General features: G+C 47.1%; 8 protein-coding genes and 2 tRNA genes. 4 read left to right on the top strand and 6 right to left on the bottom strand.

Features of this window, described 5'->3' with window-relative positions; all coding sequences use genetic code 11:
* Positions 1 to 144: 144 nt before the first annotated feature.
* Positions 145 to 1,566 (top strand): TatD family hydrolase, encoded by a 1,422-nt coding sequence (locus tag AB1797_09595; GenBank protein ID MEW5767860.1) that lies wholly within the window; start codon positions 145 to 147, stop codon positions 1,564 to 1,566.
* Between the two features lie 326 nt (positions 1,567 to 1,892).
* Here AB1797_09595 and proB read toward each other — a convergent pair whose 3' ends face one another.
* The 6 genes from proB to AB1797_09565 all read right to left on the bottom strand — a co-directional run bounded on the left by proB (position 1,893) and on the right by AB1797_09565 (position 9,352).
* The gene (proB, locus tag AB1797_09590; protein MEW5767859.1) at positions 1,893 to 2,990 is read right to left on the bottom strand and encodes a glutamate 5-kinase; all 1,098 of its coding nucleotides are present in this window, start codon (positions 2,988 to 2,990) and stop codon (positions 1,893 to 1,895) included.
* 418 nt (positions 2,991 to 3,408) lie between these two features.
* Positions 3,409 to 3,627: a hypothetical protein gene (locus AB1797_09585; GenBank protein ID MEW5767858.1), complete on the bottom strand. Its 219-nt coding sequence runs from the start codon at positions 3,625 to 3,627 to the stop codon at positions 3,409 to 3,411.
* Positions 3,628 to 3,952: 325 nt separating this feature from the next.
* Positions 3,953 to 5,293 carry a rod shape-determining protein RodA gene (gene rodA / locus AB1797_09580; protein MEW5767857.1) on the bottom strand — a complete coding sequence of 447 codons (1,341 nt, stop codon included), beginning with the start codon at positions 5,291 to 5,293 and terminating at the stop codon, positions 3,953 to 3,955.
* A gap of 380 nt (positions 5,294 to 5,673) precedes the next feature.
* A complete protein-coding gene (locus AB1797_09575) occupies positions 5,674 to 6,660 on the bottom strand; it encodes a CsgG/HfaB family protein (protein MEW5767856.1) in 987 nt (328 codons plus the stop codon).
* A gap of 215 nt (positions 6,661 to 6,875) precedes the next feature.
* Positions 6,876 to 8,087 carry a tyrosine--tRNA ligase gene (gene tyrS / locus AB1797_09570; GenBank protein ID MEW5767855.1) on the bottom strand — a complete coding sequence of 404 codons (1,212 nt, stop codon included), beginning with the start codon at positions 8,085 to 8,087 and terminating at the stop codon, positions 6,876 to 6,878.
* A 26-nt stretch (positions 8,088 to 8,113) separates the two neighbouring features.
* Positions 8,114 to 9,352, bottom strand: coding sequence for a hypothetical protein (locus AB1797_09565; GenBank protein MEW5767854.1), 1,239 nt, complete (start codon positions 9,350 to 9,352; stop codon positions 8,114 to 8,116).
* 220 nt (positions 9,353 to 9,572) lie between these two features.
* On the opposite strand from AB1797_09565, the gene AB1797_09560 reads away from it, so the two are divergent.
* The 3 genes from AB1797_09560 to AB1797_09550 all read left to right on the top strand — a co-directional run bounded on the left by AB1797_09560 (position 9,573) and on the right by AB1797_09550 (position 10,802).
* A tRNA-Gln gene (locus tag AB1797_09560) sits at positions 9,573 to 9,646 on the top strand.
* Positions 9,647 to 9,650: 4 nt separating this feature from the next.
* Positions 9,651 to 9,726, top strand: a tRNA-Glu gene (locus AB1797_09555).
* Between the two features lie 398 nt (positions 9,727 to 10,124).
* Entirely contained in the window at positions 10,125 to 10,802 is a 678-nt protein-coding gene (locus tag AB1797_09550) for a hypothetical protein (GenBank protein ID MEW5767853.1), read from the top strand.
* Positions 10,803 to 10,940 lie beyond the last annotated feature (138 nt).

Here is a 10,940-nt window from a genome sequence, read left to right as displayed (position 1 = left end):
TTCTAATAAATTTTTATCCGTGTCAATCCGTCTCATCCGTGTAATCCGTGTGCTATTATTGGTAATCTTTGTGTCTTTGTGCCTTAAGAGCTGAATAGTTACAAAAATTTCCCCTCAACTTTCATTACCCCCTGAACGGTTACAATGAAAAAATCCGAAATCCCGGGTACCCACGAAGTGGGTGCGAAATCCGAAATTCTTATTGACACGCATGCCCATTTAGATGACGCGCAATTTGATTCAGACCGGCCGCAAGTAATCGAGCGGGCCTTTGCTGAAGGTCTTTCAGCTATCATCAATGTCGGTTCTGATATAGAAACAAGCCGGACCTCCATCCAATTAGCCTCTGAATACGAAGGGATCTATACCTCAGTCGGCCTTCACCCTCACGAAGCGGCTAAAGCCGGAGAGGAACTATATAAGTCCCTGGCAGACCTGGGCTCCCAGCCCAAGGTAGTAGCTATCGGAGAGACCGGCCTGGATTATTACCGGGGAGGGCTATCTCCGATCCCGGCCCAGATGAAGGCCTTCCGCCGGCAAATCAGATTAGCGGTCGAAACAGGTCTACCTCTGATTATTCACTCCCGGGAAGCCGCCGAAGATACCTTGACTATTTTGGAGGAAGAAGCCGACCCACGGGTGAAAGGTGTTATGCACGCCTTTTCCTACGATGAAGCTATCCTCAAGGAAGCCCTGAAATTAGGACTGTATATCTCCATTGCCGGAGTAATCACCTTTCCTAAATCCAGACTCCCTAAGATTATTCCCCAAATCCCCTCGGAACGGATCTTACTGGAGACCGATGCCCCTTACCTTACCCCGGTTCCTAAAAGAGGGAAGCGAAATGAACCCCTGTATCTAAAATACACTGCCCAGAGGGTAGCCGACATCTTAAATCTCTCCTACCAGGACATCCTCCGCCTAAACCGGGTCAACACCTACCATCTCTTTGACATCGGTTCTCCGCCTCCTCCAATGATTGCCTATCCTATCAGGGATTCTCTCTACCTGAATATTACCAATCGGTGTACTAATGAATGCACCTTCTGTCCCCGGGTCAGAGACCCCTTTGTCAAAGGGCACAATCTGCGCCTTGCAGCCGAACCAACTATATCTGAGATTTTAGCCGCTGTGCCTGATCCGGCCGTTTACCGGGAGATTGTCTTTTGCGGTTACGGCGAGCCGCTGCTGAGACTTGAGGCGGTCTTAGAGACAGCCCGCTTGCTTAAACAAAGAGGGGCAAAAAGAATAAGGGTTAATACCAATGGGCAGGCTAACCTGATCTACCGAAGGGACATCCTACCTGAGCTGGCCCGGGTGGTAGACGCTCTTTCCATCAGCCTTAATACTGAATCTGAAGAGCCGTATCTTTCCCTCTGCCGCCCTCAATTTGGGGAGGGGACATACCAGGCAGTCTGTGACTTTATTAAAGAAGCTAAAGGGTCAGTGGGTGAAGTAGTGGTCACGGCGGTTGATCTACCAGAAGTGGATATTGATGCCCTTTCGAGGATGGTTCAAGCCCTGGAGGTAGAGTTTCGGCTCAGAAGATATAATCAAGTGGGATAGTGCCTGGCTCGATGCTCGATGCTCGATGAGATACTTTACCGGCATCGACCATCGAGCAATAGTGGCCGCATAGTGATAATAAATCAGCAGGTCTGGGTTCTCCTGGAAGACTGATCCAGGAAGCCGCTCAGCCGCCTCGATAATGAAAACGGCTATATGCACCGAAGGTGCAGAGGAATTTAGCCGTAGGTTTCAACCTACGGAACATTGAATTTGGAAATTAAGCCCCGCAGGGGCGAAGGAGAAATTTTTCGACCGGTGCCATCAACATTTATAGACAATTTTAGGCTAATAGTCTGCTTGATATTATAGCCGTTACGCGGGATCTAAACAAGCAGCGCTAAATTGTCTCTGTGGATGACCTCATCATAGTATTTGTAGCCCAATATCTCCTCAATCTGGCTGGTCTGCTTTCCTTTTATCTTTCCTAACTCATAACTGGAGTAATTGGTCAAACCTTTAGCCAGATCTTTTCCGGAGTGGTCGGTCACTACCACTGCCTCGCCGATGCCGAAGTTATGTTCTACTTTGAGTATCCCTGAAGGGAGAAGACTTTTCCCTCGTTTTAAAAGGGCCTCGGCTGCCCCGGCGTCAACCACAATCTTCCCCTTAGGATGAAGATGAAATACAATCCACCTCTTTCTGGCGGCCAGAGGATTACCGTGGGGTAGAAATACTGTGCCCACCTCAGTTCCACCCATAATTTCCTCGATGATTTTTTCCTTTTTGCCATTGGCGATAATAACCGTTATTCCAGCTCGAACCGCAATCTTGGCTGCCTGAAGTTTGGTGATCATTCCCCCCGTTGAGGTGGCTTCCCTGGTTCCCCCGGCCAGGTTAAACAGTTCTGGAGTAATCTCCTCTACCTGGCGAATAAGTTTTCCTTTACCCAGTCTGGGATCGGAACTATAAAGTCCATCGGTATCGGTCAGGATGAAAAGGGCATCAGCCTCAATCAGATTGGCCACCAGGGCAGCCAGGGTGTCATTATCCCCAAATTTTATCTCCTCAACCGCCACCGAATCGTTCTCATTGATAATGGGGATAATGCGGTATTCTAACAGGGTAAGAAGGGTATTATAGGTATTAATATAACTTCGCCTGTCGGCTAAGTCGCGGTGGGTGAGCAGTATTTGAGCTACTTTCTGTTTGGTCCGGCCAAAGAGGTGTTCATAGACTTGCATCAACCGTGATTGACCCACCGCGGCTGCGGCTTGTTTAAGGGGGATTGATTTGGGCCGTTGATTAAGCCCCAACCGTTTCATACCGGCCCCAATTGCCCCGGAACTGACCAGAATAACCTCCAGACCGGACTGGCATAGATAGGCCAAATCCCCTGCTAATTTGGAGATATATTGGGTGGTCAGTTCTCCGGACTCTAAAGCCAGGATACTGGTGCCCACCTTAACCACAATTCTTCTCATTTTGGATTTCGGATGGCGGATTTCTGATTTCTGATTTCTGATTTCGGATTGTTCTTTCATAGTAATTCACTACTGAGACCCAGAAAATTTCGACCCGTGCCAACGGAAAAAAGAGATATGCCAACTTTGCCGAAAAAAACTTGAACATCGAGTAACGGGGTTCATCCGCTGATAGCCGCAGTGACGCAGAGCCACTTCCGATTACAAGAGATAACTTCCGAATTACACCTGCTGAAGCCTTTCGCTCATCTGCACCCACAATTTATTGCTCTACAATGGAGTGCGAACCCGAAGGGTTCGAGCGAAGCGTCATTTTGGTTATCGTTCTTGATGTAAAAAAAGTCCGCCAAAGGCGGATTTATAACTGGTGCTGTATCTATAAAGATAGTATCAATTTGATTAAGTTCATCAGAGAGGATCATATTCTATCCTCCTTTAATCTATTCACATACTCTTGAGCATCCTCTTTCCAAAGACCTTTCCCAAGCCCATAGAGTTTACTCCAGTTAAGTTCCCTTTTCCCAGCGAGACCAGTTCTTAATTGTTGAGCAACTTTTTCTACTAATTTGAGTTGCTCTTGAGGTGTAAGCCTCCCTATTTCTTTTTTAATCTTTTCTAAGGTAGCCCCTTTTCGCATGTTAAGCTCCTTTCTGGACTGATGAAATAAATTCCTGAAGGTTTTTTATCTGTTCAACAAACCATCGCTGTACGTCTTCTTTTCTGAATTTTGGTGGCGGCTCTACTGCGCTGTGATTGTATCGGTCGGAAAATTTCGGATCGCGGACTGCGGAGGGAGGTTTTACTACTCTTGGTTTGTAACTACTCAGGTAGATAGACTGAAGGTGGAAGGCTTTTAAGGCTGAAGGCTATTGAACGTCAGCCTTCAGTCTTCAGCCTATCTGCCTGAGTAGTTACCTTGATTTTTAATTCCGCCATCCACATTCCGCTATCCGCCCTCGGTTTCACCAACTATATCGACGAACCCCTTTTTGACCGCGGATGTTGATCAAGATGCCTAGAGAGAGCATGGTGACAAATAGAGAAGAGCCTCCATAGCTTATCAAAGGCAATGGCAAGCCAGTAACCGGCATTATGCCGATCGCCATACCCACATTGATCAAGCTCTGAGCGCCAATCATGGAAGCAATACCCACCGCCACCAGCCTGGCAAAATCATCCTCACTTCCAAAGGCCGCCGCCAATCCTCGATAGATTATGAAAAGTAAGAGAGAAAGAAGGAGGCATGCCCCTACGAATCCCCATTCTTCACCTACTACCGAAAAGATGAAATCAGTTGGCTGTTCCGGCAAAAAACCAAGCTGACTCTGGGTTCCGGCGCGCCAACCCTTGCCAAATATCCCCCCTGAACCAATGGCAATCTTGGACTGGATAATGTTATATCCTGCCCCAAGAGGATCAATGTTTGGGTCAAGGAAGACCAATAAACGTTTACGCTGATATCCCTGGAGAAAACGGTCGGCGATTATGGAGGATAAAAGGCCAATCGCCATAACTAAAAAGGTAAAAAAGAAGGTCGCGAATTTAACCCGGAGACGAATGATTTTCAGCGCTACAAAAAGTCCTGATAAAGCCAGCCCCAGCCCGCCCAGAAAGATTCCGATTTTTCGAGGATGGCTGGCTGATTTGAGTAATGATAATAAGAAAGGCGGAATGCCTTCGTCCGGTTGAAGTTGAACCCAACTGGAGAGAAGAGGGAGACTCATACTTAAGACCCCCACCGCCACCACCGCAAACAGATGACTCCCCCTGGCCGAACTTACATAAAGCATAGCTAAAAGGATAGGGATAAAGACCAGCGATGTCCCGATATCAGGCTGTTTCAGAATTAAGGCTACCGGTAACCCGACGATAAAGAAAGGAATAATTAGCCCCAGAGGTTTGGAAACAATCTCTTTCCGCCCAGCCATAAAGGAAGCTAAGGTGAGAATTGTCGCCAGCTTGGCAAATTCTGAGGGCTGGATAGAAACAGGACCTAAGGTAAACCAACTGCGGGTATGATGGATAGGCGGGGAGAAAAGAACCCCGATTAGACTTATAATAATCAAACCATAAATAATGGGAGCCAGTTGTCTTAACAACCGGTAATCAACCCGGACAATTCCGGCCATAGCCGCTAACCCCAGCCCGAACCAGCTCACCTGCTTGATCCACATCATGCCAGTGCTGGTCAGGCCGCTTTCGTGGGTAGCGCTTTGGATCATAGCAATCCCCCCTATAGCCGTAATAGAGGTAACTATAAAGAGAGGGTAATCGAACTCGCCTCCTTTTTCCGGTTGGGGCATAAATGTCTCCCTACTACTCAGGTAATCGGTTATCGGTTATCAGGTTAAGGGGTGAAGAGAAAGCGAGCATTACAGTGAACGACATAAATAAGTTGTAACCGTTCAGCACATGATGCTGGATGCTCGATGCTCGATCCTCGATGCTCGATCTTCGATGCTGGTAAAGGATCCAGTATCCAGGATCGAGCATCGAGCATCGAGTTTGTGCCTTAGTGGCTGAACGCTTACAATAAGTTGAGATGTTTACTGTAGGGCAACCCCTTAGGGTTGCTTATAGCAAGGCTAAAGCCTTGCCCTACGTCTACTTAATTTTAGCGTTCACTATAGTTATCACCGATCACCGATTACCGATTACTGGATACCTGAGCCATCAACCTTGTCTATTCCCCGCCACCCGTAAAGCGAACAATATCACCTCGCTTAAAGCCGGAACCCTTTACTGGCTTAGCGATGGCGTATTTCTCTTGGACCGTAACGGCTTGAAGCTGTCCCCTCTTTTCTTCCTCTGTCCCCAGAGATAATCCTGTTTCAGGATCGATTAGCTCTTCGCCCACCTGATAGCAATCAAACAGGTGGCCGACTTTGATACCGCTTTCCTCGCCGGCGTTGATATAGACCTTCTCTCCCTCGGCCTTGATTATCCTTCCTTCCCACGGTCTAAGCTCCATCTTGTCCACCACAAAGGCTACCATATCTTCTATGGCTTGGCGGGTTGCCTCTCCCAGCGGGGTCTTTTTGAAAGTCGCTCCGCCGAAGGTAATATTCTTGTAACTGGTGCCGACGGCCAGACCTCTTGTCCTGGCCTTGCCCTCTGAGCGATGGGACTCAAGTATCTGTCCGGTGGTAGAATCATACATCCTGATGTCAACAGCCACGTGGGCCGTATAGCCGCCGACGCCGACGCCAATACCCTTGAATACACCACCTACCCCTCCACCAGTTTCACGTTCTTCAAATTCAGTTATTGCCCCTCTGACCAGGATTTGGGCTCCAAGGATCTCGCCCACTTTGGCGGCCGTTTCCGGTCTTACGCGACCACCAGTCCCCAGGTCCTGTTCTTGGATAATGTCTTTAATGGCCTGCCGTTCAACTACGATAAACCGGCCTGTCTCATGCAAGGCAGTGATAAGCATTTCAGCCATCCCTGTCCCGATGTCCCATCCCGCATGGGGCGACTTGGCTTCAAAATCAACTACGGCAATCCGTTTCTTGGGTCCATAATACCTCTCTACCTCTGGTTGAGGTTGAACCTCGACGGTCTCCGTCCGGTTTGTTCTGGCGGCGCCTCCACCCGTCGCCGCACAACCAAGCAACCCCAGAGAGATAGCCAATAAAACAGACACTACGCCTAAGGTTATTTTTTGCATTATGCACCTCCCTTTTCTATGGCGGATTTCGGATTTCAGATGGCGGATTAGTGTACCGTCACATTTGATTTGATAGGTTGGTCTCTTGTAGAAGCAATCCCCCTCACCCTACCCTCTCCCCTTAGGGGAGAGGATTAAGGTGTGGGGTAAAAGAGGCTCTACCCACAAATACTAACTTGACAAGGCATTAGGTTCTTCATTTCGTCCCCCGAAATCTACCATCCGCCTTCGGCATATTCCGCAATTTTTACAAATCCCCGCTTGCCTACCTGGAGGATCTGTTCTTCCTCAAAAGTCACCTCAAGGTTTATATCGCTTACTTTCTTTTGGTTGATCTTTACTGCCCCCTGATTAATTAGCCGCCGCGCCTGTGATTTGCTGGGCGCCAGACCGGTTTCAAAGATAAGATCGATCAGACCCATTGTTTGATCCGGCGGAGAAAAGAGCGGCATCTCACCGGGAATCTGTTTTTCCTTGAATATCCGCTCAAACTCGACATCCGCCTCCCTGGCCGCCTGTTCATCATAATAGGCCTGCACTATTTCCCCAGCCAACCGGCGTTTGACTTCTTTGGGATGAAGAAACTGCCTTTCAAGACCGTCCTTGATCGCGGCTATTTCATCCAGGGGGATATCGGTCAAGAGTTCATAATATTTGATCATCAGGGAATCAGGTATAGACATAAGCTTTCCGTAGATCTCCTGAGCTGGCTCAGTTACGCCTACATAGTTACCCAGGCTTTTGCTCATCTTCCGTGTTCCATCCAGCCCTTCCAGTAAGGGCATAGTTATGACAATCTGGGGGGGCCGGTCATATTCACGCTGAAGGTCCCGGCCCATCAGAAGATTAAACTTCTGATCCGTGCCCCCGATCTCCACATCCGATTTCAAGATGACAGAATCGTATCCTTGAATAAGGGGATAGAGTAACTCATGCAGGCCGATCCCTCTCCCTTCGGCATATCGTTTGGCAAAATCGTCTCGCTCCAGCATTCGGGCCACGGTGGAATAGGCGGAGACCTTGAGGATATCAGCTAAGCTCAAGTCCTCAAGCCACTCTGAGTTAAAGAAGACTTTTGTCCTGTTCGGGTCGAGTATCTTAAAGACCTGGTCCTGATAAGTGGCGGCATTGGCTGTAATTTGCTCCGGTTCCAAAGGCGGTCTCGTTTCACTTCTACCGCTGGGATCACCAATTCGGGAGGTGAAATCTCCAATAATGAACTGGATTTCGTGGCCCAGGTCTTGAAATTGCTTTAACTTACGCAAAACAACCGTGTGCCCCAGATGGATGTCCGGGGCCGTCGGATCAGCCCCAAACTTGATCTTAAGCGGCCTGTCTTCCGCCAGCCTGGCCTTTAATTCCTCCTCCCGGATTATTTCTACCACACCGCGGTTGATTATCGTTAATTGCTCTTTTATCGTTAACATAGTTGTATTACCCCGCCTGGTTGCTTTCAGAACCTTATCTGGGTGGTCAGGGAAGAAGTCCTGATCGGATTTTCTTCCTCATCATAAGTTTCTATTAAGGAATAAACAAGATCAACCCCGCCGCTCAATTGGCAGCTTACAGAGGCCGTAATTATTGTGCCCGGCTTTTTGGTGAGGGGGAACAGCCGATCTGTATTTCTTTGATCAAGGCTGATCGAAGCCGAGGCCTGCCTCCTTAAGATGGATTCCAGAAAGGATTCTGACAGGGTTAATTCAGCGTGGAGATTGGGGTCTATTCCTTCGTATTTTTCGTAGGCCCCAGCCAGAGTAAGAATATCAGAGATATTTAAGCTGACCTCGGCGTAAGGGCCTTTAAGTCTATCATCCGCCTCAAATCTTGACCAATCTATCGGGCGTCGGACTTCATAGTGAGCATCAAACAAAGTAGGGATAAAATCGCCCGCCACATCTCTCAGTTCTACCTTCCAATTCCAACTGAGGGGAATTAAATTGAGGCCATAATTACCGCCTACTCCCAGGCTGGCCCCATCCCCGTGGTCTTTGATTTTGGCCAGGTCGAGATAGAATTCCAAAAGTCTTTCGATAACAGGTAAAGTAAGATCAAGTCCGGAGGCGGTCAAGGCCTGGGTTTCGTTAGTATCAGACCCTTCAGCCGGATGGGTATCAGTGACATAAGTAGCTCCTAAGGTAAGCCTGTTAATAAGAGGAAGGTCCGCCTCCCTTAAAGGTTGCAGATAAACTCGTCCCCCATAGATTCTGTTCTTAAACAGATCACTGACCACTGTTTCTATGCCTATTCTTTCTAAGTTGATTTCAGCTTTAGCCCCCGGGATTCGTTTGTAATAATCGTCTTTACGCCGATTAGAATAGTTGCCCAGAATGAATCCATGCCCCAACGTAGCCCTGTCCAAAGCCCCAAGCCTGAAATAAAACGGCCTTGCCCTCGGGTGGGCATAGCGAAGGTAACGAAGGAGATTAGCCAGATCATCCAGATCATCCCAGTCCTCTTTAAGTATCCCTTGGCCATCTCTCCAATGCAAGGTAACATCAAATCCCAGGGCCAGTTGACCGAATTTTAACTCGGGATACAGACTAAGTTCATAGTAGACCTCATCATTGATCAGGGTAGCGCCGCAGACCCCGGTGAAGGTGGTTTCGGTTCCATCAGGGGAGGCAACGGCCTTGTCCCAAGCGAGAGAGAAGAGAACTGCCAGAATAGAAATTACCCACCCTTTTCTTACCATTAGGATTGATTTTATCACATACGGCTTGATTATGCAAGTTTTTTCTTGACAGGTTTCCATTCTTCTGGTATATTAATTTTAAAAGGTGATGTTCCGCGTTTCGGCCACTTATTGAATCGTTAATTTCGGATTGCGAATCGCGGATCTATTTTTTAATTCGCAATCCGCGATTCGCGATTAAGTTATGAGGGGCCCAAACGATGAACAAGGCCCTTTAAGATGGGGAGTCGTCTAGGGGTAGGACGCAAGACTCTGGATCTTGTTGCGAGGGTTCGAATCCTTCCTCCCCAGCCAGCGTGGCGCCATCGTCTAGAGGCCTAGGATAGGTGGTTCTCAGCCATCAGACCGGGGTTCGAATCCCCGTGGCGCTACCAATCTTTCTTGAGCCTTCTGAATTACCACCGTTAGCCAATCTTCGGCATTATCTCACCCAGCCCAACCAGAAATTCTCCAACTTTTTTCGGGAATAATAGTGGGGAATCCTTGTAAAATCTACATTTAAACAGATTTCTTCTCTCTAAAAATTATACAAAGAAGTTTCCCTTGGGAAAATGATAAAGATCACAAGTATCATCTTGCTTTTTTCTACTTTCTTATGGTAAAATATGAAGAATTTCTGTATCAAAAATTTCTTGACACAACTCAAAATCTTTCCTATAATTTAGGATAGGGTTAATTTAATCATTACTTTGATGATTTTATAACCGCATTAAGATAAAAGAGATATTTTTAACCTGAAATCGTCAGATTAACCTAATAGAAAGGTGTAATTATGGATAGATTAGACCGTATAGAGCATATCTTAGAACGGATTGGAAAAGAGTTAGACCGGACTATAAAAGAGACAGAAGAGCTTAAAGAGAGCCAAAAGAAAACCGATGAACAACTTAAAAAGACGGATGAACAACTTAAGAAAACCGATGAACAACTCAAAAAGACGGATGAACAACTTAAGAAAACCGATGAACAACTACAAAAAGCCTCTAAAAGACTGGATAATGTAGGCAAGATGGTAGGTGATCTTACCGATGGTTGGGGAAAGTTTGTAGTCGGACTTACCGAACCCTCAGTCAAAGGCTGTTTTGAAAAATTGGGGTTTAAGGTATTGGATATAATACCTTCTTCAAGAAGAAGAATGAATGGGAAAGAGACAGAAATAGACCTGCTTATCCCTACCAGATTTCAGGAAAAGACGGTCATTGTAGTAGTAGAGGTAAAAAGCGCCATAAATCAACGAAAGATAGATGATTTTAGGAAGAAGATGGAAAATTTCAGGGAAATTTTTCCTGAATACAAAGATATTGAATTGGTTGGTGCAATGGGAGGTGTGCGTCTTGCCCCTGGAACAGAAAAGATTATCCTGGAAGAAGGCTTTTATCTATTAACCACCGCAAAGGGGATAATGAAGAATAAAACCCCTGTAGGCTTTAAGCCAAGAATATGGAGGTAAATTTTGGACTGTAGGACATAGGGTAGAGTAGAGAACTGGCGAGTTACCCTCTCCAATAGCCTTAGGTGTCCTGCAATCTGTTTGCTCCCCGTTTCCAGGGAGTGCCTTAGGTACAGGCCGCCATCCACCGTAGTACTG

This window comes from bacterium, assembly GCA_040753085.1.
Lineage (GTDB): Bacteria > UBA9089 > JASEGY01 > JASEGY01 > JASEGY01 > JASEGY01.
Note: the sequence above shows the minus strand (reverse complement) of the source record. Positions and strands in the feature narration are given on the sequence as shown.